The 21,399-nt window shown below is 35.8% G+C and carries 15 protein-coding genes; 5 read left to right on the top strand and 10 right to left on the bottom strand.

The window, feature by feature from the left end; translation table 11 throughout:
* Positions 1-16: 16 nt before the first annotated feature.
* The 3 genes from dacB to ACEYOS_RS10810 all read right to left on the bottom strand — a co-directional run bounded on the left by dacB (position 17) and on the right by ACEYOS_RS10810 (position 5,471).
* On the bottom strand, positions 17-1,468 hold the full coding sequence (dacB, locus tag ACEYOS_RS10820; protein ID WP_373707605.1) for a D-alanyl-D-alanine carboxypeptidase/D-alanyl-D-alanine-endopeptidase: 1,452 nt from the start codon (positions 1,466-1,468) through the stop codon (positions 17-19).
* 150 nt (positions 1,469-1,618) lie between these two features.
* Entirely contained in the window at positions 1,619-4,072 is a 2,454-nt protein-coding gene (gene priA, locus ACEYOS_RS10815; protein WP_373707649.1) for a primosomal protein N', read from the bottom strand.
* Positions 4,073-4,301: 229 nt separating this feature from the next.
* Complete coding sequence (locus ACEYOS_RS10810; RefSeq protein ID WP_373707606.1) at positions 4,302-5,471, bottom strand: proline dehydrogenase family protein; 1,170 nt, start codon at positions 5,469-5,471, stop codon at positions 4,302-4,304.
* Between the two features lie 90 nt (positions 5,472-5,561).
* Between ACEYOS_RS10810 and aroB the strand changes: the two genes are divergently transcribed.
* Positions 5,562-6,602 (top strand): 3-dehydroquinate synthase, encoded by a 1,041-nt coding sequence (gene aroB / locus ACEYOS_RS10805; protein ID WP_373707607.1) that lies wholly within the window; start codon positions 5,562-5,564, stop codon positions 6,600-6,602.
* Positions 6,603-6,899: 297 nt separating this feature from the next.
* Positions 6,900-7,505 carry a porin family protein gene (locus tag ACEYOS_RS10800; RefSeq protein WP_373707608.1) on the top strand — a complete coding sequence of 202 codons (606 nt, stop codon included), beginning with the start codon at positions 6,900-6,902 and terminating at the stop codon, positions 7,503-7,505.
* Between the two features lie 65 nt (positions 7,506-7,570).
* On the opposite strand, the gene purF is transcribed toward ACEYOS_RS10800, so the two are convergent.
* From purF to purB, 6 genes are all read right to left on the bottom strand, one after another.
* Complete coding sequence (gene purF / locus ACEYOS_RS10795) at positions 7,571-9,061, bottom strand: amidophosphoribosyltransferase (RefSeq protein WP_373707609.1); 1,491 nt, start codon at positions 9,059-9,061, stop codon at positions 7,571-7,573.
* Positions 9,062-9,109: 48 nt separating this feature from the next.
* Positions 9,110-9,829, bottom strand: coding sequence for a phosphoribosylaminoimidazolesuccinocarboxamide synthase (gene purC / locus ACEYOS_RS10790; protein WP_373707610.1), 720 nt, complete (start codon positions 9,827-9,829; stop codon positions 9,110-9,112).
* Positions 9,830-9,918: 89 nt separating this feature from the next.
* A complete protein-coding gene (locus tag ACEYOS_RS10785; RefSeq protein WP_373707611.1) occupies positions 9,919-10,620 on the bottom strand; it encodes a DUF3307 domain-containing protein in 702 nt (233 codons plus the stop codon).
* Complete coding sequence (locus ACEYOS_RS10780) at positions 10,621-11,277, bottom strand: SatD family protein (RefSeq protein WP_373707612.1); 657 nt, start codon at positions 11,275-11,277, stop codon at positions 10,621-10,623.
* Between the two features lie 115 nt (positions 11,278-11,392).
* The gene (locus ACEYOS_RS10775; RefSeq protein ID WP_373707613.1) at positions 11,393-15,082 is read right to left on the bottom strand and encodes a phosphoribosylformylglycinamidine synthase; all 3,690 of its coding nucleotides are present in this window, start codon (positions 15,080-15,082) and stop codon (positions 11,393-11,395) included.
* A 67-nt stretch (positions 15,083-15,149) separates the two neighbouring features.
* Positions 15,150-16,577, bottom strand: coding sequence for an adenylosuccinate lyase (gene purB, locus ACEYOS_RS10770; protein WP_373707614.1), 1,428 nt, complete (start codon positions 16,575-16,577; stop codon positions 15,150-15,152).
* 171 nt (positions 16,578-16,748) lie between these two features.
* Between purB and ACEYOS_RS10765 the strand changes: the two genes are divergently transcribed.
* Together ACEYOS_RS10765 and ACEYOS_RS10760 are read left to right on the top strand one after the other, a co-directional pair.
* Positions 16,749-18,347 carry a GMC family oxidoreductase gene (locus tag ACEYOS_RS10765; protein WP_373707615.1) on the top strand — a complete coding sequence of 533 codons (1,599 nt, stop codon included), beginning with the start codon at positions 16,749-16,751 and terminating at the stop codon, positions 18,345-18,347.
* A gap of 57 nt (positions 18,348-18,404) precedes the next feature.
* Positions 18,405-19,766: an aldehyde dehydrogenase gene (locus ACEYOS_RS10760; protein WP_373707616.1), complete on the top strand. Its 1,362-nt coding sequence runs from the start codon at positions 18,405-18,407 to the stop codon at positions 19,764-19,766.
* Between the two features lie 39 nt (positions 19,767-19,805).
* On the opposite strand, the gene ACEYOS_RS10755 is transcribed toward ACEYOS_RS10760, so the two are convergent.
* Positions 19,806-20,396, bottom strand: coding sequence for a thioredoxin family protein (locus ACEYOS_RS10755; RefSeq protein WP_373707617.1), 591 nt, complete (start codon positions 20,394-20,396; stop codon positions 19,806-19,808).
* An 89-nt stretch (positions 20,397-20,485) separates the two neighbouring features.
* Between ACEYOS_RS10755 and ACEYOS_RS10750 the strand changes: the two genes are divergently transcribed.
* The gene (locus ACEYOS_RS10750; protein ID WP_373707618.1) at positions 20,486-21,361 is read left to right on the top strand and encodes a lysophospholipid acyltransferase family protein; all 876 of its coding nucleotides are present in this window, start codon (positions 20,486-20,488) and stop codon (positions 21,359-21,361) included.
* The last annotated feature ends 38 nt before the right edge of the window (positions 21,362-21,399 follow it).

Genomic DNA, 21,399 nt, shown 5'->3' with positions numbered 1-21,399 from the left:
TTTATGAAATAAAGATTTATAGATTCAAGGTCGGCTCCAGGATTTGTTCCATTTTGCTTTTCACTTGATCTACGGAACCTGCATAATTATTAATGAGTAACGAGAAAACCAGGGTTTTACCAGAATTCGTTTTCATATAACCAGCCAAGGTTTTTACTTTATTTAAAGTTCCTGTCTTTGCAAATATCTGTCCGTTTCCGGTATCGTAAAACATTCTTTTTAAAGTTCCGGTTTGTCCACCAATTGGTAAACTTTCCTGAAAAGTTTTGTAATATTTTTCATTCATCAGATTCGCTAAAAACTTCACTTGAGAAATCGGTGTTACCACATTACTTCTCGAAAGACCGCTTCCATCATAATAGTTTAAACCTTCGGTCTCAAAACCAACTGATTTTAAATGGTTGTTCACTACTTTTCTACCAGATTCTAATGTTTGATCACCTAACTTCTGAAATCCAACCATTCTCAAAGTCGCTTCTGCTAGAGCATTATCGCTGTGTTGATTGGTATACATAATGATTTCTGCTAAAGTTGGCGATTGATAATTGGTGATCACTTCTCTTCTTTCAGGATTAGGATCTGTTACTCTCGTTACCACTTTTCCACTTACGGGCAGACCACTTTTTAACATCGTAGCTCTTAAGTTATTAGCTAAATAAGCTGGAGCATCCGGCATTTTTGTAGTCAAATATGCGCCCTCAAATTTATCTGCATAAACCATCTGTCCAATATAGGGAGAGATGTAGTAGAAGTTTTTATTTTCAGAAAACGGATTTGATTTCTTAGCAATCAGTTTTTCATTTTCCGGATTAATTTCGTGAGTTGTTCCAACAGGCAAATAGTAATTTCCGTTTTCTAACCAGACGATACTTTCCGGTAAAAGCTGCGTTTTATTTACTTTAAAAACAGCAGTTTGGATGATGATATCGCCATTAATTTTAGTAATTCCTTTGTCTTTTGTTGCTGCAATAAAATCAGAAATAATTGTTCTATAAGAATTTGCACCTGCTTTATTGGTACCTAATGATGGATCGCCACTGCCAACGATGTATAAATTTCCGTTAAGAACTCCGTCTTCAATCGCTCCGGAGTATTCTAACTGCGTGATCCACCTGAAGTTTTCCCCTAAAAGATTCATGGCCGTTTCTGTAGTCAACAATTTCGTTGTGGAAGCGGGAATCAAGGAAGCGTTTTCGTTATAAGAGCTGATTACCTTTTTGGTTTTCGGATCATAAACTACAAAACCCCAGTTTGCATTTCGCAAAACAGGATCATTCATCATTGAATTCAATTTGATGTCTACGAGTTCTTTTGCACTTAAAAGCTTTTCAGAGCTTTCTTTTGATATACTAGAATTTTGGCTTTCGAAGGATTGAGGATAATTGGAAGAAGTGAAAGTTCCCTGCGCAAATACAAATGAGGACACTGCAACTGCAGAAGAAACTAAGATTTTTTTGATGTTAATCATTTAATTTTATTATTTGATTATCGATTTTATGTTTAGGTAAAGCAAGAAGATCCTGCACAAAACATCTTTTAAACGTTCAAAAATATAAAATATTGTTGGAAGACAGTCCTTTACCCAGTATAAAAAGGTGGTAATAACTGTTAAACTTTGTTAAAAGTCAACGAATATCACCTTTTTCATGGAATTGTACGCCGTGATCTCATCAAACTCTGCTAAACTTTTGGCTACCAAACCTTTGTATTCAGAATACTTTTTTCCTTTTGGTAATTTCAATAAAAGCTGATATTGATACATCAAATTCAGTTTCCCAATTGGAGATTTCTCAGGACCAAGAATACATTCTTCCGGTAAATATTTACGAAGAACAGAACCTAAAAATTGGGAGGCGCGATTTACTTTATCTTCGCGCCGGTGCTTTAATTCAATCATAATTAATTTGACAAAAGGCGGATAAAAAAACTTCTTCCTTTCCGTCAATAAATGTTCATAAATCATCGGCGTATCATGATCTTTCAACAGTTGAAAAATAGAATGCTGTGGATTATAAGTTTGAATTAAAACCTTACCATTTCCAGACAGTCTACCAGCTCTGCCCGAAACCTGGGTGATCAATTGAAACGCTCTTTCTTCCGCCCGAAAATCCTGTACATATAATAAGGAGTCCGCTTTGGGTATTGCCACCAATTCAATATTATCAAAATCTAATCCTTTGGAAATCATCTGAGTACCAACAATAACATCTGTTTCGCCATCTTCGATTTTCTCGTATAATTTCTCGTACGCAAATTTCTTGCGCATGGAATCAACATCCATTCGATCAACTTCTGAGTCTGGAAATATCTTGCAAACTTCTTCATGAATCTGTTCTACGCCAACTCCTCTCACATTCAATTTCTCAGAATGACATTTTGGACAGGTTTTCGGTTTGCCGGCTTTTTGTCCACAATAATGACATTTCATTTCATTATTGTATTTGTGATAGGTCATGACCACATCGCAATTTGAGCAGTAATTGACGTAACCACAGGTTTCACATTCGACGACATTGGCATAACCACGACGGTTATGAAGAATCATCGTTTGTTTATGCTGATCGATTTCTTTTCTTATTTCATCAATTAAATGCAAAGAGAAACTGCCAACTAATTTTTTAGAATCCTGCGCTTCTTTAAAATTAATGAGTTCAAACTCTGGAATTTTCACATTGCCAAAACGTTCACCTAAGAAAACATATTTCAGTTTTTCTTTTTTTGCTGCATAATAGGATTCTACAGACGGAGTCGCAGAACCCAGAATAACATTAGCTTTATAGAATTTAGCTAAAACCTGCGCCGCATCTTTAGCATTGAAAAATGGAGAAGTTTCCCGCGGCTTGTAACTGGAATCGTGTTCTTCGTCAACAACGATCAAACCTAAATTTTCATAAGGTAAAAACAAAGCATTCCGTGTTCCAATCAGAATTTTGATATCATTATTTTTAATTCTCCGCCAGACTTCTACCTTTTCAAAATCGGTTAATTTTTGATGATAAAATCCTAATTGTTTGCCGTATTTTTTTTCTAAACGCTGAACAATTTGTTTCGTTATCGCAATCTCAGGAAGCAAAAATAAAACGTTTTTTCCATCTGCCACGGTTTCTTCAATCTTCTCTAAATAAACGTGGGTTTTTCCTGAAGACGTAACGCCGTGGAGCAAAACATTTTTTTCTTCTTCGAAAGCTTTATCAATTTCAGTTTTCGCTTGAAGCTGAATATCACTCAGTTTTTCTAATGCTTCAGTTTCCCCTTCATAAATTTCCAATCGATCTTTTTGAAGATAATATTCCTGAACCAAATCTTTTTCAATCAATGATTTTAATTGAGCCTGAGCATAATTTCCTTCATGAAAAACATCTGATTTTTTGATTAATTTTTCAGGATGTTCGGTTTGTTTTTCCAGAAGTAATAAAAATAATTCCTGTTGTTTAGGCGACCGTTTTAGTGATAATAGAATTTCCGGTAGGTGAGCATTTTTAATGGTTTCATCGTTGATCTTTAAATAAGCAACTTCCTTTGCTTTGTATTTTTCAGCAACTTTCTCATCAATTTCGATGTATTGTAAATCGATCAGTGACTTGATGGTTTTGACAATATCTTTTTTAGCAATAAAAGCTTCAATCTCGGTCAAATTAATAAGTTGTCGAACTTCCAACGCCTGAATCAGATACATTTCATTGACATCTAAATTCTCGAAATCAACGACAACATTCGGCTTTAATTTTAAGTATGTTTCACTTTCCAGTTTTAAAGAACCGGGAAATGAGAATCGATAAATTTCACCAATATTACAGAGATAATAGTCTGAAAGCCAATTCCAAAATTGAATTTGCTCCTTGGGTAAAATCGGAAGATCATCTAAAATATTGATGATCTCTTTCGGTACAAAAGTTTCTGGTTCCTCATCATGAAGATCGAACACAATCCCTGTATAAATTTTTTTGCCACCAAAAGCCACTAAAACGCGCATTCCAACTTGAATGGAGGACGAAAGTTCAACGGGAACTTTGTAAGTAAAAGTTCCTTTTAAATTTAAGGGAAGAATGACTTGGGCGAAAGTTGGTGTGATGATGCGGTGATTTGTTAATGGGGTGATGTGGTGATGTCTATAATCGATTTACAAATTTAGAAATAAATTTTGGCTAAAGAAAGCAGCATTTATTTAATAAAAAAGGATCGGAAGTGATTCCAATCCTTAAATTTTGTTCTCATCGGAATGAATTCCAACGCTGCAATATCGGTCGCATTGGAATGAATTCCAACGCTGCGATATCGGTCGTTCCTACGGAACTTTGGATTTATTTCCCTCTTCTTCTATCTAATTCTTTTTGAATCAAACCTAATTCTCTACCTGTTTGTCCAGCTACAGAAGTATTTTCCTGCGCTCTTCTGGTCAAGTAAGGAACTACATCTTTCACTGGTCCGTACGGAAGATATTTGCAAACGTTGTATTTTTCAGCACCTAAATAATAAGTGATATTATCGCTCATTCCGTACAATTGTCCAAAATGAATTTGGCGGTGATCATGCGGTAATCCCATTGCTTTCATTTTATCCATCACGAGTTCTGTTGATTTCTCGTTATGTGTTCCAAAAAATCCAGAAACTTTATCAAGGTTGTTTAAAACAAAATCAATTGCTGCATTATAATTATCATCAGACGCTTGTTTAGTTGGCTGAATCGGATCGGGATATTTCATCGCTAAAGCTCTTGCTCTTTCTTTTTCCATATAAGCGCCACGCACAAATTTGTAGCCCAGGAAATAGTTTTTCTCTTTGGCTCTTTCCAGATCTTCCGCCAAATATTCCATTCGTCCGGTTCTGTACATTTGAATGGTATTCCAAACAATCGCTCTTTCCTTATTGAATCGCTCCATCATATCATTCACCAAGTTGTCGGTTGAATCCTGCATCCAACTTTCTTCGGCATCGATCATGATGACAACGTTACGGTCAAATGCCATTTGGCAAACTTCTTCATATCTTTTTACCACTCTTGCCCATTCGTCTTTTTGGGAAGTCGTTAATTCTACATTTCTACCAACTTCTTCATAGATTTCAATGCGTCCAAAACCAGTTGGTTTAAAAACCACAAACGGAATTGCGGGATTGCCTTCTGCAAATTTGATGTTTTGCTTAATTTCGGTACAGGTACCGTCAAAGACTTTCTCTTCTGCTTTTCCTTCAATGGCATAATCGAAAATACTTCCGACGTGCTGTTTAAACATTTGCTTCACCACTTTCATGCTTTCTTCATGGGTTTCGCCACCGCAAAACTGTTCAAATAAAGTTTGCTTCACAATATTGGTAACAAACGGAAAATCATTCTTTACCGTAAAGTTAAGGGCCGAAATTCCAACATTGGTAATCAATGGCTGTTCGATCGCTTTAAACATCCAATACGCTTTTTTCAGTTGAGAATCGGTTTTGTCGGCGAAGGCAATTTGGGTATTATTGAAAATGCTCATAATTAAAATTAAAGTTCAACAAATTTAATATAACTCCCTGAATTGATAAAACTAAATTAAAGTTTAATTTTGTGATAAATTTCAGTACGCATGATTTCAATTTTAGACCAGAATTTCTCCCAACTCAACAACTTTATCGAAGCATTACAACCAACGCAACTTTTAATATTGGTTGACGAGAACACTCATGAACATTGTCTTCCCACCCTTTTAGGAAATTTAGAAACCGAAATTTCTTTTGAAATTATCGAGATTGAAGCTGGTGAGGAAATGAAAACTTTGGAAACTGCAGCGCAACTCTGGGAAATTTTGACTGAATTTGAGACCGATCGCAAAGCTTTGATGATCAATTTGGGTGGTGGCGTTATCACCGATATGGGCGGATTTATCGCTTCAACGTATAAGAGAGGAATTCCGTTCATTAATATTCCGACGACTCTTTTGGGAATGTGCGATGCTTCCATCGGTGGAAAAACTGGAATCGATCATCAGTTTTTAAAGAATATTATTGGGACTTTCGCGCATCCAGAACAGATTTTTGTTTTTCCTGAATTTCTTCAAACTTTACCATTCGAGGAATTAAGAAGTGGTTTTGCAGAAATGTTGAAACATGGTTTAATTACGGATGAAAGTCATTGGAGTGACTTAATTTCAATTAAAGAATTAACTCCTCAAAATATTTTTCCTTTCATTGAAAGATCGATGCAGATCAAACAAAACGTTGTTGAACAGGATTTTACAGAGCAGAACGTTCGAAAGACTTTGAATTTTGGTCATACGATTGGTCATGCTCTAGAAAGTTTATTTCTATTAAAAGGAAAACCAATTATGCATGGTGAAGCTGTAGCTTTAGGAATGATCTGCGAAACCAGAATTTCATTTTTGCAGGATTTAATTTCTGAAGATACTTCCAATGCAATTGTTTCAAATATTCAAAAGTACTATCCACACTTAGATATCAGCGAATTTTCTGTCGAAGAAATCGTTAATTTAATGAAGAACGATAAGAAAAATTCAGCCGGAAATATCAACTTCTCTTTGATAACAGGAATAGGAAGTTCGATTTTTAATTGTTCGGTTAGTCTCGAAAACATAAAAACTTCATTGCTTTATTATCAAAATATAGCTTAAAAACTGTCAAAAACACGCAACAGCATTCCTATACAATTATTGTGTAGGAATTTTTAATTTTTCATAATCACCTGATATAAAGATACTTAAATTAAGTACTATTTAAACCATTGTTTAATTTATAGGTCAAGCATATACTTTTGGCACACCATTTGTAAGTAATCCAAGCGTAAACAAAATTTAAAAATCAATAGTAATCAGGATTAATCGATTTTAGAAATTATTTAATTTCAATTTTTAGAATCAAAATAATTCAATTATTAAAAACGTAAAAATTAATCAGAAAAATTTAAGATTATGAAAAAGTTAGTATTAGGTGCAGCAATCGCAATGAGTTCATTGACATTCGCACAACAATTCGGAGTTAAAGCAGGAATGAATGTATCTTCTTTATCAAGTGAAGAAGGATTAAGCGATCAAGGATCAAAAATTGGATTTAACGCTGGTGTGTTCATGAACGCTCCGTTAGCAGAGAACTTTAGCATCCAGCCTGAGTTAATGTACTCACAAATGGGTGACAAATACAACCAAACAATAGCAGGAACTACCTATGCGAGATCAAGACATCTTGATTATGTAACATTACCAGTAATGTTCCAATACAACGCAACACCTGCATTTTATTTAGAAGCAGGTCCAGAATTCGGATTATTAGTAGGTGCTAAAAATAAATTCACGAATGAATCTACAAACAATACGATCGCAGAATCAGCAAATTACAAAGATGATTTGAACGGATTTAACGTAGGTATCGGTTTAGGAGCTGGTTATTACTTCACTCCAAAAGTTGGTTTGACTGCAAGATATGTTGCTGGATTAACTGACATCGCGAAAGACAGACCAAGTGGATCTGATTCAGTTAAAAACAATGTATTCCAAGTAGGATTGGCTTACAAATTCTAATAGAATACTTAATATATTTTATAAAAAAAGGTTGGGATTAATTTCCCAACCTTTTTATTTTTACTTTATTCGTCTGTATAATCTGGATATGGTCCTGCAGGAACAGGATATTCTTCTGTAAAGCAGCCAAAACAGTGATCGGAACTTCCCAAGATATTTTTAAGATTTTCCATACTTAAAAACTCCAAAGTATCAACGCCGAGGTAAACCCTCAATTCTTCTACACTCATATTTGCGGCAATTAAATCATCTTTCACCGGTGTATCGATTCCAAGATAACAGGGTGCAATAATTGGTGGAGAAACACTTCTAAAGTGAATTTCCTTAACGCCCGCATCTTTCAGAATTTTCACCAATCGTTTCGAAGTTGTGCCACGAACGATAGAATCATCGATGATCACCACTCTCTTTCCTTTGATTTCAGAAATAATTGGATTTAATTTAAGATTCACAATTCGTTCCCGCATTTCCTGAGTCGGAACGATAAAACTTCTACCAATATATCTGTTCTTAATTAAAACCGGCCGAAACGGAATACCAGAAGCAATTGAAAAACCGATCGCAGCAGGAACTCCAGAATCAGGAACTCCGATCACAATATCAGCTTCTACGGGCGCTTGCTCCCAAATTTTCATTCCAGATTTTTCACGAATCTCATGAACGTTAAGTCCTTCCATGATCGAATCTGGACGGGCGAAATAAATATATTCGAAAGCACAGGTTCTTTTCTCACAGTTCTCTCTGGCCATGAAACTCTGTAAACCGGTTTCATTTTCATTGGTATAAATAATTTCTCCAGGTAAAATATCACGGACATATTGTGCTCCTACAGCATCTAAAGCTACAGATTCTGAAGCTACAACATAGGTCTTTTCATCGATTGCTCCTAAGACCAACGGACGAATTCCATAAAAATCACGGAAGGCGAAGAATTTATTTCTGGTCATTCCAACTACAGAATACGCACCCTGAATTTTTTCCATGGTAGTTTTAATCGCCGCACGCAAACCTAAATCCAAGTGTTTCTGAATTAGTCGGAGAATCACTTCAGAATCAGAGGTTGCTCTAAAAACGACTCCTTCTGCTTCCAGTTCTTTTTTTAACTCTGCAGCGTTGGTTAAATTTCCATTATGTGCAATCGAAAGAATAGTCTGATCATATTCATTCTTGGCAAAAAATGGTTGGAAGTTATATTTCTTCTTGTCGCCAGCCGTCGTATATCTGGTGTGTCCGATCGCCGAATTTCCCATAAAGGTTTCAGGATCGCGAATTTCTTTGTAAACATCGAGCACCAAACCCTCATCTTTAATATTGAAGATCTTTCCCTGTTTCATTACTGAAATACCACATGCTTCCTGACCACGATGCTGCAATGCAAATAACCCAAATTGTGACATTGAAAAGGTATCGACATCGTTATTAGAATACAATCCAAAAATACCGCACTCTTCAGAAGGTGAATCAAACGGATCGTCTGTTTTCATCAGATTTCGACCGTAGGTATTTTCCTTGAACTGATTTAAATAATCTTCTCTGTGTTGTTGTAAATCTTTCATTTTTATTCTCACCCTAACCCTCTCCAACGGAAAGGGAGTAAGATTTTTTTATTTGTTAAGAACTTTTTTCAATCGTTCATAAATTTCTACATACGCTTCGGTTACTTCACCCAAATCCCGTCTAAAACGGTCTTTGTCGAGTTTCTTCATCGTATCTTTATCCCAAAGTCTGCAGGTATCCGGTGAAATTTCATCAGCCAGGATAATTTTACCGTCTGAATCTTTACCTAATTCAATTTTGAAATCAACCAGTATGATATTCATTTTATCAAAAAGATCGATCAGAATATCATTGATATCAGACGTCAATTCGTACATTTCATCCAATTCCTCATACGTTGCTGCACCTAGAAAAACGGCGTGATGATCGTTGATCAGCGGATCTCCAAGATCATCTCTTTTATAGCATATTTCAAAAATGGTTACGGGCGATTTGATCCCTTCTTCCACTCCTAATCTTTGCGCCATGCTCCCCGCAGAATAATTTCTCACGATAACTTCCAAAGGAATAATGTCAACCTTTTTGACCAACTGTTCTCTTTCGTCTACCTTTTTGATGAAGTGTGTCGGAATTCCTTTCGTGTTTAGATATTCAAAAATCAAAGTGGTGATGGCATTATTCATTTCCCCTTTCAAATCGAAATTCCCTTTTTTCTGTGCATTGAAAGCGGTGGCATCATCTTTAAAACGAACAATCACCTCGTTGGGATTATCCGTTGCAAAAACCTGCTTTGCCTTTCCTTCATAAAGCATTGCTCCTTTTGTCATTTTTACTTTTTATTAAATTTTACTTTCTATTAATTTAATAGGATTAAAAGCCTATTCTTTTTTAAATCGCCACGTCGTGGCTTGTGGAATTAAATTTTAATTAGAATTCCGGTTAGAACTGCGATGCCAAAACTTAGCAAAGTTCCTATTAATACATACTCTGTAAGTTTTCTCTGTTTTGCTTCAGCCAAATCACTGAATCTGAAAACCGACTTTGCAGCAATCATAAATCCTACTCCTTCCCAATGATCGACTAAAATAAATACGAAAACCAAAAGGCGTTCAAGAATACCAATATATTTTCCCGCATTGACCAGAGATTCTGTTTGTATTTTACTATGTTCTACGGTAACTGGCGTCCAGATCGAGATCACTGTTTTGATTAAAATGGATGATGGAACGGTGAGAAAAACTAAAGCGGTGATGAGTTGCAATGTTCTGGGATTAAAGAGATCTTCCCATCTGAAATAAGGAAAATATAAAATCGATAATGCTGCAATAACCAAAACATGTGCAATTTGATCTATAAAGAACCAGGTTCTTTTGGTCTTGGCAGTTTGAAATTGAAGTTTTGCCCAGTCAATCAAAAAATGGGTAACTCCTATGATTACAGCAACCCACCATAAATTGCGATCCCATAAAAACACAAAAGCAAGAATGGTGTGCAGCAAAACATGAATGTATAAATAAATACTGCCGCCCTTTTTCTTCTCTTTATCAGCCACCCAAGAATTAGGCTGAAGAATAAAATCTCCTAATAAATGTGCTAATATGAGAGGAATAAAAATCATTTACAATTCTGATATTTTTTTTCTGAAAAACTGATCGGTTTCGTGTATCAAGTCAAAGTTTGCTCTCTTAAGTCTTTGACTAACTGAGGATTGCGTAATATTCAATTCTTTTGCGAGGTCATCTTGTGTGAGTTCTGAATTGCATAATAACTGATGAATAATCTCTGCAGTTGCAACGGTCCAGTTATCAAAATCAATGGAAGCCCATTTGAAAAGGATATTCAGATCTCGATTCACTTTTTCATTTTCCGTTTGTATGGCTAATGTTCTTCCCTGTGTTTTGATATCCGTCAGCAATCTTCCCGAATTTACGTAAGCAGAACCATTTGATTCGGTAATTTTTTCAGAGTGAAAAACTTCATTTCCGATCCCGATCGCCAAGCGAACATCTAAATTCTCAAATGTTCTGATGAGTGATTTTAAAAGAAGCGCTCTATGAAACACTTGATCGACACTGCATTTCAATTGAAACTCATCGCCTCGATAGACTTCCCAATTTTCTGGTGTTGTTGACCATGTTCCCATTAAATCTTTCAATTTAGGTAACCATGTTTCAACATCTGATTTTTGAGAATTAATAATATCTCCGGTGATAATCGCAATCATGTGACAAATATAAGCAATAATCCTTATAAACTCTAAATATAAGGTAAACACCTTATAATGTTTTGTTAAAATTTAAACTTAATTATAAGCCAATTCACTAATATCTAATGAATATAAGCAAATTGACTTATAATTAAATCTCCTGTTTCTATAAATGAGAAGAATATTATTTAAAATATTCAACTCCGTTTTTAAAAATATTATGATAATTCGCGGTTGGAATATTCTTCATCAAACCTTCGGAATATCTTTCTGGATGACCCATTCTTCCAAATATTTTTCCGGATTTCGAAGTTAGTCCTTCAATTCCGAATAAAGAATTGTTCGGATTAAAAGGCATTCCGTGTGCGATGTTTCCGTCGTGATCTATATACTGCGTTGCGATCTGACCGTATTCGTACAATTCCTGAATTACCTGTTCTGAAGCCATAAAGCGGCCTTCACCGTGTGAAATTGGAATTGTAAACAACTGATCTTTCATTCCTTTTAACCAAGGAGAATCATCATTGATAACTTTCACATCAACCATTTGAGATATATGACGACCAATTGCGTTATGCGCTAAAGTCGGTGAATCTAAATTTAAATCCCGAATCTCACCATAAGGCAATAAACCGGATTTTACCAAAGCCTGGAAACCGTTACAGATTCCGAGAATCATTCCGTCCCGTTCTAATAATTGATGAACTGCATTTCTCATCTTCTCGTTTTTCAAAACATTGACGATGAATTTTGCAGAACCATCAGGTTCATCTCCAGCTGAAAAACCACCCGATAAAACCAAGATTTGCGATTGATTAATTTCAGAAATCCAGGCATCTAAACTTTCATTTAAAAGCTGATGATTGAGATTAATTAAAGGTAATCCTGAAACTTCAGCACCTTCTTTTCTAAAGGCATTTTGGGTTTCATATTCACAATTCGTTCCCGGGAAAATCGGTGCAAAAACTTTCGGTTTTGCTAATTGATGTTTGTTAAAATGAATGATTCTCGGCTGAATAGAATTCAATTTTGAATCAATTTCAACCACTATTTTCTTTATTTCTGCCGTTGGAAAAAGTTCTTCAAAAGTTCCTTTCCATACTTCAAGTAGTTTTTCGATATCGAACTCAAAAGCACTCATTTTCAAAATATTCAAATCTGATACCTCACCAATAACTTGAAGTAAATCACTTTCTAAATCCTCTGAACTTTCGATGATTAAACTTCCAATATTCTTTGTTAAAAGTAAATCTTCATCAACTTTAATTTCTGCTCCAAGATGATTACCAAAACTCATTTTCGCTAGGGCAACTGCAACTCCACCCTCTTTGATCGTCTTCACCGAAACAATCTTTTTAGCCTTAATATTTTCAAATATGAAATCGAAGATCTGTTTCAAATCTTCATAATTCGGCATTCCATTTTCTTGTGAAATATGGTTGAACAAGTACAATTTATTCCCTGCTTTTTTGAACTCGGGTGAAATGATATTTTTCTTTTCTCCATTCGCACAAGCGAAAGAAATCAAGGTCGGTGGAACATGAATATCCTGGAAACTTCCACTCATGGAATCTTTTCCGCCAATCGCAGCCAATTCGAAATTCATCTGCGCATCATACGCTCCAAGCAAAGAAGCCAAAGGTTTCCCCCACTTCTCAGGATTGTTTCCGAGTTTTTCAAAATACTCCTGGAAACTCAAACGGATATTTTTATAATCACCGCCCATTGCGACGATCTTGGCAACACTTTCAACCACGGCATTCGCAGCACCAACCAGGGGGTTTTGAGACGATATATCGGCATCAAATCCCCAACTCGCAAGCGATACTGTTTCAATATTTTTAGCGTTTAAAATCGGTAGCGTCTGCACACTTCCTTCCATTTCGGTCAACTGATTTTTTCCACCAAACGGCATGGCAACCGTAGTTCCGCCTACAGAAGCATCGAACATTTCTGCCAAACCTTTTTGGGAAGCCACATTTTTACTGGAAAGAATCTTTAAGAAATTCTCTTCGTTGAACTTTATGTTTTGATTTTCAACCGGTTGCAAGTGTGACACTTCCGCATGCTGTGTTTTTGCACAACCATTGGTATCTAAGAATTCCCGACTTAGATCGACAATTTTATTTCCTTGCCAAAACATTTGCATTCTACCCGAATCAGTTACTTTCGCAATTTCTACGGCTTTTATATTTTCCTTTTCACAGAATCTGATGAATTTTTCTTTGTCTTTCGCTTCAATAACCACCGCCATTCTTTCCTGAGATTCAGAGATCGCAAGTTCAGTTCCATTTAAACCGTCATATTTTAAAGGAAGAATATCGAGGTTAATCTCCAGTGAATCAGCAATTTCTCCGATCGCAACAGAAACTCCACCCGCTCCAAAATCATTTGATTTTTTAATTAAAGTGGTGACTTCAGGATTTCTAAAAAGCCTCTGAATTTTTCGTTCTTCAACTGCATTTCCTTTCTGAACCTCTGTTGACAAAGTATGAATTGAGGTTTCATCCTGTACTTTTGAACTTCCACTAGCGCCGCCTACTCCGTCTCTTCCAGTTGCGCCACCTAACAAAATAACGAGATCTCCATTTTGAGGCTGCTCTCTTTTTACCCAGTCTTTTTTCACAGCACCAACGACAAAACCAACTTCCATTCGTTTTGCTTTGTAGCCGTCGTGGTAAATTTCATTGACAGAAGTTGTGGCTAAACCAATTTGGTTTCCATAGGAAGAATAGCCGCTTGCAGCCTGTTTCGTAATCGTTCGTTGCGGAAGCTTTCCCGCTAAAGTTTCAGAAATAGGTTCTAAAACATTCGCCGCTCCGGATAAACGCATCGCTTGATAAACGAAAGCACGTCCAGACAAAGGATCGCGAATTGCGCCACCTAAACAAGTTGACGCACCACCGAAAGGTTCAATTTCCGTTGGGTGATTGTGCGTTTCGTTTTTAAATAACAAGTACCACGGTTCTTTCTTACCATCAAATTCTGCTTCGATCTCAATGGTACAGGCATTGATCTCATCGGAAACCACGAGGTTCTCTAATTTACCTGTCTTATGAAAATATCTGGCGCAAACTGTGGCTAGATCCATTAAGGAAACTGGTTTCGATTCTCTGCCTAAGAATTTTCTCTTTTCTAAATAATCATTAAATATCGTTTCTAAAGTCGATTTAAATGAATCATTAAACTGAATATCAGTCAGTTCAGTTTCAAAAGTCGTATGACGGCAATGGTCGCTCCAATAGGTATCCAAAACTTTTAATTCAGTTTCGGTTGGATTTCTATTTTCTAATTTAAAGTAGCTTTGAATAAAACCGAGATCATCAATATCTAAAGCAAAACCATGATCATCATAGAAGGCTTTTAATTCTTCCGCAGAAAAATCATTGAAACCTTCATGAACAATAACCGGATCAGGAGTTTCTTCAGCCGGAATTTCTAATTTCGACAAATCTTTGACCTGAGATTCCACCTTATTGATCAAATGATTTTTAATGGTTTCAACATCCGAATCAGAAACTCCAAACAATTCGATGAGCTTTCCACTTCTCACTTTCCCGTTCTCATTTTCAGTCAACAATGCAATACATTGCTGTGCTGAATCTGCACGCTGATCATATTGTCCCGGTAAAAATTCGGTTGCAAAATGAAGACTTCCCGCAGGATTATTTTCATGTAAAATATCGGTAACCGGATCTACAAAAGTGTTATTGATGACTTTTGAAAACTCATTATCATTAACACCGAACACATCATACACATTATAGACTTTAACATCTTTAATAGCGGGAACGATATTTTTTATTTCATTAAAAACCTGAGGACTTTCAACATCGAAAATTCCTTTTTTTTCTACGAAGATTCTTTTTTTCATTTTTCTACAGATATTTCGCTCCGATGGAGCGTAAAAAAAATGCAGCCAAAAAGACTGCAATAATAATTTATACTTTAAGGTCGGCTTTTAACCCGATTAGGTCGGCGTATTTTTCCAATATTGGATTTACCTCATTTTCGATAAACTCCTCGGTTTGAATGGGCGCGAAACCGATGAAGTTTTTCGGATCTAGCACTTCTCTTATTTTTGATTTATCCATTTTTAAAGAGGTGTCATTCATAATTCTGGCAATCAAATCATTTTCTTTGCCTTCCTCTTTCACCTTTTTACTTGCTTCCATCGAATGAACGCGGATGGTTTCGTGAATTTCCTGACGGTCACCGCCAGACTTCACTTCTTCCATAATAATATATTCGGTGGCCATAAAAGGAAGTTCATCCATTATATGTTTCTGAATTCTGTTTTCGTAAACCACTATTCCGTTCATGATATTATTCCAGATTAAAAGAATCGCATCCACCGCTAAAAACGATTGTGGGATGGTCAATCTTTTATTGGCGGAATCATCCAAAGTTCTTTCAAACCATTGTGTAGAAGCAACCATTGCGGAACTGGTAGACAATGATATCACGAATTTTGCCAAGGCGCCGATTCTTTCCGAACGCATTGGATTTCTTTTATAAGCCATGGCTGACGAACCAATTTGGCTTTTCTCGAAAGGTTCTTCAATTTCTTTTAAATTCTGTAATAATCTTAGATCGTTGGTGAATTTATGTGCTGACTGAGCGATGTTCGAAAGTAAAGCAACCACCTTCGCGTCGATTTTTCGATCATAAGTTTGTCCGGAAACACCGAATACTTTATCAAAACCAAAACGCTTTGAAAGTTCTTTATCCAAATGTTTAACCTTGGAATAATCACCATCAAACAACTCTAAAAAACTTGCGGCTGTTCCGGTAGTTCCTTTTACACCACGAAATCTTAACGTTTCGATGAAAAATTCTAATTCTTCAAAATCTAAAACCAAAGACTGCAACCATAAAGTGGCGCGTTTTCCAACGGTTGTTAACTGTGCGGGTTGATAATGTGTAAAACCGAGCGTCGGTAAATCTTTGTATTGAATCGCGAAATCAGCCAGGTTTTTCATCACATTGACCAACTGTTTTCTGATCAACAAAAGACCGTCACGCATTTGGATCAGATCGGTATTATCACCAACGAAAGCCGAAGTGGCTCCCAAGTGAATAATTCCTTTTGCCAAAGGAGCAGCATCGCCATACGTGTGAACATGCGCCATCACGTCATGACGGAATTTTTTCTCGTATTCTGCAGCCTTGACATAATCAATATCTTCTGCGTTTTCTTTAAGTTGTGTAATTTGCTCGTCGGAGATATCAAGACCGAGATCCTTTTCGATTTCAGCCAGTGAAATCCATAGTTTCCGCCAGTTTCGGAACTTATTATTAGGAGAGAAATTGTACAGCATTTCTTCACTAGAATATCGTTCTTCAAGAGGATTTTTGTAGGAATTCATTTTAAATCTTTATGGTCACAAAAGTAATATTTTAAGAGCAGAAATAAAAGTTAATCAATCTTAAATAAATTTTATTTACCAACATCTTATTTAAAGCATTATTAAAACTCAGTAATTTTTTAAAAATTTGCGCAGGAAATGATTAAATTTAGAAATTAGACTTTAAAAAAAATGAATGTAGATTATATAATTATTGGGGCAGGTTCATCCGGAAGTGTTCTAGCTAATCGCTTGAGTAAAGATTCAAAAAATTCAGTTTTATTATTAGAAGCCGGTGGAAAGCCAAGTTTCTTATCTAAAATTCCAGGTTGGTATAGTTTACTGAATCGCGGTAAAATGGACTGGGCTTTTTCAACTGAACCTCAAAAATTCGTCAATGATCGAAAAATTTATATTCCGAGAGGAAAATCATTAGGCGGTTCCAGTGCGACAAATGCAATGGCGTACGTCCGTGGAAATTCAAAAGATTACGATGACTGGCAACAAATGGGAAACCAAGGCTGGAACTACGAATCCGTTCTTCCCTATTTTAAAAAATCTGAAAACAACTATTCCTTTAATAATGAGTTTCACGGTAAGAATGGTGAATTAAAGGTGTCTTTGAGAAAAGAATACCATAAATCAACTTATCAATTTATTGAAGCTTGTAAAGAAAACGGATTAAATTTTAATGAAGATTATAACGGCGAAAAGCAGGAAGGATCTTCTTTTTTGCAGTTCACCATCTATAAAAATATTCGGCAAAGCACTTATGAAGCGTTTTTAAAGAAAATTGCTGACAGACCAAATTTAACCATCAAAACAAAAGCTTTAGTAAAAAAAATATTGATTGAAAATGGAATAGCAATTGGCGTTGAAATTTATACAGGTAAAAATACCACTGAAAAAATATTTTGCAATAAAGAAGTGATTCTATGTGCGGGTGCCATTCAATCGCCGCAGCTTTTAAAAGTTTCCGGACTTGGTCCCAAAGAGGAACTTAAAAAATTTAATATTGAAGTAATTAAAGATTTACCCGCAGTTGGCGAAAATCTTAAAGACCACGTTTGGACCGGAACCAGCGATTTTAGTAACGTAAATGGCCTCAATACCATTATTAAGAAAACGGGTTTCGTCAACAACTTATTTCAATATTTTCGAAAAAAGGAATCTTTGCTCAACCACTCTATTATTGAAACGACCTCATTTTTTAAATCTTCAGAAGAGAAAAAGATTCCAGATCTGCAGTTTCATTTTTCACCCTTACATATGGGAAGTGATTATAAAGCAGACATGTACAACCCATTTTCGCTCCCATTGACGAATGGATATACCATTTTAGTAATTTTACTTCATCCTGAAAGTATGGGTTCCATTGGCTTACAATCTAATGACAGTCGGGTTCCGCCAGTTATTCAACCGAATTTTTTATCGAAAGAAAATGATGTCAAGCGATTGTTAACTGGCTTAAAAAGAGCAATGGCAGTTTTGGATTCTGCGAGTTTTGATGATGTCCGATTAGAGAAAATGAACTGGCCGCCGAGAAATGCATCTGATGAAGAACTGATCGATCATATTAAAAAAACTTTAGAAACACTCTATCATCCTGTTGGCACGTGCAGAATGGGAAATGATGAAAATTCTGTGGTGAACGATAAGTTGCAGGTTCATGGCATTGAAAATCTCAGAGTTGCAGATGCCTCGATAATGCCTGATATTATTTCTGGAAATACCAATGCGGCATGTATTATGATTGGAGAAAAGGCGGCAGATTTTATTTTAAAGAACTAATTAATTTTTATCAAAAAACAGTTCACTAAATTTACTTCAAACTACAAATACAAAATAATGGATTTTCAAAATATTTTAAAAGAACAACGGGAATTTTTCAACAGCCAAAAAACAAAAAATCTGAGCTTCCGAAAAATGTATCTCGAAAAACTCAGAGATGTCATTCTGAAGAATGAGGAGCTATTATATGAGGCGATCTCCAAAGATTTTGGGAAATCGAAATTTGAGACTTATGCAGTAGAGATCTCTTTTGTTTTAAAAGACATCGATTATTTCTTAAAAAATCTGAAATCGTTATCAAGACCCAAAAGGGTTGGGACCAATATTGCCAATCAATTTGGATCCAGTAAAATTCATCCGGAACCTCTTGGATGTACTTTGGTGATCGGTGCGTGGAATTATCCTTATCAACTTTCGTTATCGCCTATGGTTGCTGCGTTGGCCGCGGGAAACACCTGTATTTTGAAACCGAGTGAAATCGCGGAGAATACGATGAAAGCGATGTCTAAAATTATCAATGAAAATTTCCCAAAAGAATATTTATACGTTATTGAAGGCGGAATTGAAGAAACGACCGAAATTTTAAAATTAAAGTTTGACAAAATATTTTTCACCGGAAGCACCAAAGTTGGAAAGATCGTTTACGAAGCTGCTGCAAAAAATCTAACACCTGTTATTTTGGAATTGGGTGGGAAAAGCCCCGTTATTGTTACGTCAGAAGCCAACTTTGAAGTCGCTTCTAAAAGAATCGTCTGGGGAAAATTTCTGAATTCGGGGCAAACCTGTGTTGCGCCTGATTATATTTTGGTTGATGAAAAAGTAAAAGACAGTTTCCTGGATTCTTTAAAATCCTATATTCAGAAATTTAATTACCAACCGGATTCTGAACATTATACCCGAATTATTAATGATCGAAATTTTGATCGACTGATCAATTTAATTGATCAGGACAAAGTTTTCTTCGGTGGAAAATATGATGTGGCGAAAAGATTTATTGAGCCAACCATCATGAACAACGTAACCTGGGACGACGCTGTGATGCAGGAAGAAATTTTCGGTCCGATTCTGCCGGTATTAACTTTTAAAAATTTCAATGAAGCCTTACTTCAAATTGGAGCTCACGAAAAACCACTCTCAGCTTACTTATTCACCAATGATTCGGAAGAGAAAGAAAATTTCATTTCTAAAATATCTTTTGGTGGTGGCTGTATTAATGATGTAGCGATGCATTTGAGCAACGATTCCCTGCCTTTTGGCGGTGTCGGAAATTCAGGAATGGGAAACTACCACGGTAAATTCGGCTTTGAGGCATTTTCTCATCAGAAATCAATTCTGGATCGTGCAACCTGGGGCGAACCGGATTTAAAATATCCACCGTACACTGAGAAAAAACTCAATTGGATCAAAAAATTATTATAAAAAAAAGTCCCGTCAATATTTTGACGGGACTTTTTTACTTTATGATTTCGGCGCCCATTCGGTAAAGAATGCTTTCACCTTTTCGATGCTATAACCTTTACCTTCTTCCAAAACTGCGCTGTCTTGGGTGTGAATCATTTTTCCATTTTTATCTAAAACAACGAAAACTGGATAACCGAATTTTTCCCCCGGATTGCCATATTTCGCAAAAACTTTTTCGTTTTTATTTTCCGGTGAATAATTGAGATGATAATAAATATAATTTTCATCAACAACAGTTTTTAATTCCGGCGTCGTCTGAACAAACTGATTGAATCTTAGACACCAAATACACCAGTTTCCACCTGCCTGCAAAATAATATTTTTATTTTCGGCTTGCGCTTGTTTCACCAACTCAGCAATTTTTGTTTCTGCGTTTTCCTTATCATTATAAGGTTTCGGCAGCTTAGCTTTTTCTGCAGCGGCAGCTTTTTTCTTCGCTTCTAAAACTGCTGTACTGTCAGATTCTACAACTTGTGCTGTATCACTCTTCATTACCTCTGTTTTACTATTTTCAGTTTTCTGGGAACATGCCAAAGTTGTAATTAGCAGCGAAGAGAGCGCTAAAATTTTAAAGGGACTATTTTTCATTATGATGGTTTCAAATTATTCTGTGCAAATTAACAAAAATAGAGCCAACGGTAAAGTTTATTATCGCTAAATTTGCGATATATATATATATGAACTTTATATTTCAATTTCTACTCCTTTTTTCAAGACTGCCTTTGCGTGTTTTGTATTTATTTTCAGATTTCATTTTCTTTGTCATCTACCATCTTGTTGGCTACAGACGAAAAGTCGTTTTTGAAAATCTTCAGAATTCCTTTCCCGAAAAATCGCTGGAAGAGCTGAAAAAGATCGAGAAAAAATTCTACGTTAATTTTTGCGATTATATCGTAGAAACTTTTAAATCATTTACCGTTTCATCGACTGAACTGCGTGTTCGGGTTCAACATATCAATCAAGATGTTTTTGATGATGCTAAAACGGAAGGAAAAAATATTATTCTTTTGGCAGGTCATGTTTTTAACTGGGAATGGTTCAATGCTTTAGCTTTAGGTGTTGTACAAGAAAACAGTCATCCTGTTTACAGAAAGGTTCAGAGCGGTTTTTGGGAACAGAAAATTAAAGAACTGAGAACCCGTTTCGGGAATCAACCCTTAGAAGCAAAAGAAGTAGTTCGACATATTTTCAGAAATCCTAACGATGGTAATTCTATCTATTTATTCGTTGCCGATCAAACTCCACACGTTTCAGAAGTTACTTTTGGTTTAAAGTTTTTAAATCAGAAGACGCCGGTTTTTGTGGGTTATGATAAGCTTTCAACGAGAATGGATTTGGCATTTATTTACTGCGATATGAAAAAAGTAAAGCGGGGATTTTATCAGGTTAATTATTATCGTATTCAGCCAGATGGTGAAAAATTCGTGGAACATGAAGTGGTGAAAAAATTCCATACTTTGCTGGAAAATACCATTAACAAAAGGCCAGACAATTATCTTTGGTCTCATAGAAGATGGAAATATCAGCACGCCATTAAGGTTATGGGCGAATAAAATCCCACCTTCTTTTTATAAATATTTAGCATCTAAAA

The organism is Kaistella sp. (genome assembly GCF_041824135.1).
In the GTDB taxonomy this organism is placed as follows: Bacteria; Bacteroidota; Bacteroidia; order Flavobacteriales; family Weeksellaceae; genus Kaistella.
The sequence above is the reverse complement of the archived record's forward strand: the minus strand, read 5'-3'. Positions and strand labels throughout refer to the sequence as shown.

What these genes read in the sequence shown, in the direction of transcription:
- ACEYOS_RS10800 (WP_373707608.1), top strand. Translation starts at nt 6,900, where the DNA reads ATGAAAAAGTTAGTATTAGGTGCAGCAATCGCAATGAGTTCATTGACA.
- purC (WP_373707610.1), bottom strand. Translation starts at nt 9,829, where the DNA reads ATGACAAAAGGAGCAATGCTTTATGAAGGAAAGGCAAAGCAGGTTTTT.
- ACEYOS_RS10785 (WP_373707611.1), bottom strand. Translation starts at nt 10,620, where the DNA reads ATGATTTTTATTCCTCTCATATTAGCACATTTATTAGGAGATTTTATT.
- dacB (WP_373707605.1), bottom strand. Translation starts at nt 1,468, where the DNA reads ATGATTAACATCAAAAAAATCTTAGTTTCTTCTGCAGTTGCAGTGTCC.
- ACEYOS_RS10760 (WP_373707616.1), top strand. Translation starts at nt 18,405, where the DNA reads ATGGATTTTCAAAATATTTTAAAAGAACAACGGGAATTTTTCAACAGC.
- purB (WP_373707614.1), bottom strand. Translation starts at nt 16,577, where the DNA reads ATGAATTCCTACAAAAATCCTCTTGAAGAACGATATTCTAGTGAAGAA.
- ACEYOS_RS10775 (WP_373707613.1), bottom strand. Translation starts at nt 15,082, where the DNA reads ATGAAAAAAAGAATCTTCGTAGAAAAAAAAGGAATTTTCGATGTTGAA.
- purF (WP_373707609.1), bottom strand. Translation starts at nt 9,061, where the DNA reads ATGAAAGATTTACAACAACACAGAGAAGATTATTTAAATCAGTTCAAG.
- ACEYOS_RS10750 (WP_373707618.1), top strand. Translation starts at nt 20,486, where the DNA reads ATGAACTTTATATTTCAATTTCTACTCCTTTTTTCAAGACTGCCTTTG.
- aroB (WP_373707607.1), top strand. Translation starts at nt 5,562, where the DNA reads ATGATTTCAATTTTAGACCAGAATTTCTCCCAACTCAACAACTTTATC.
- ACEYOS_RS10755 (WP_373707617.1), bottom strand. Translation starts at nt 20,396, where the DNA reads ATGAAAAATAGTCCCTTTAAAATTTTAGCGCTCTCTTCGCTGCTAATT.
- ACEYOS_RS10810 (WP_373707606.1), bottom strand. Translation starts at nt 5,471, where the DNA reads ATGAGCATTTTCAATAATACCCAAATTGCCTTCGCCGACAAAACCGAT.
- ACEYOS_RS10765 (WP_373707615.1), top strand. Translation starts at nt 16,749, where the DNA reads ATGAATGTAGATTATATAATTATTGGGGCAGGTTCATCCGGAAGTGTT.